Consider the following 803-nt stretch of genomic DNA (forward strand, 5'->3'; position numbering starts at 1 on the left):
GCGGCGCTGACCGACGGCCTCGAGATCCGCATCACCCGCGACCGCATCGAAACCCGCATCGAGAACCAGCCGGTCCCCGCGCCCGAGCAGCGCGTCGACGACCCGAACATGACCGAGGGTGAGACCGCGCTCGACAACCCGGGCGCTCCCGGTGAGCGCACCGTGACCCTCGACGTGCACACGATCGACGGCGTCGAGGTCGGCCGCACCGAGAAGGCCTCGACCACCGTCCGGGAGCCGGCTCCTGCGATCGTCCGCGTCGGCACCAAGCCGAAGCCGGCCGTGCCCGCCTCCGGACGCTCCTCCACCTGGGACGCCCTCGCGCAGTGCGAGGCCACCGGCAACTGGGCCATCAACACCGGCAACGGCTTCTACGGCGGTCTGCAGTTCACCCAGCAGACCTGGGCCGCGTTCGGCGGCACCCAGTACGCGCCGCGCGCCGACCTGGCCAGCCGCGAGCAGCAGATCGCCGTCGCCGAGAAGGTCCAGGCCGCGCAGGGCTGGGGAGCCTGGCCGGCGTGCACCAGCAAGATGGGACTGCGGTAAGAAGTACGGCTTGTGTCCCCACTGACGAAGATCAACAACTCGCGCTCCGTGCTGTTGTACGCCGTCGTCGCGGCGCTCCTGGCCACCCTGGTGGCCGGCGCCGCGACGGCGCTCGCCCGGCACAAGACCGTGACGATCGACGTCGACGGGGACCGGCTCACCCTGGGCACCATGGGCACCGACGTCCGAGCCGTCCTCGCCCACGCCGGCTACCCCGTCGGCGAGCGCGACGTGGTGGCCCCGGCCGTCGATGCCGA

The 803-nt window shown here is 72.2% G+C and carries 2 protein-coding genes; both read left to right on the forward strand.

The features are described from left to right. Positions 1–546 (forward strand): resuscitation-promoting factor (locus CQZ88_RS07780; RefSeq protein ID WP_180986971.1); only part of this gene is annotated, 546 nt, incomplete at its 5' end. 12 nt (positions 547–558) lie between these two features. Further along, positions 559–803: ubiquitin-like domain-containing protein (locus CQZ88_RS07785; RefSeq protein WP_146034270.1), on the forward strand; the 245-nt coding region annotated here is incomplete at its 3' end.

The sequence above is a fragment of the Rhodococcus sp. ENV425 genome, assembly GCF_002887785.1.
In the GTDB taxonomy this organism is placed as follows: domain Bacteria; phylum Actinomycetota; class Actinomycetes; order Mycobacteriales; family Mycobacteriaceae; genus Rhodococcus; species Rhodococcus aetherivorans.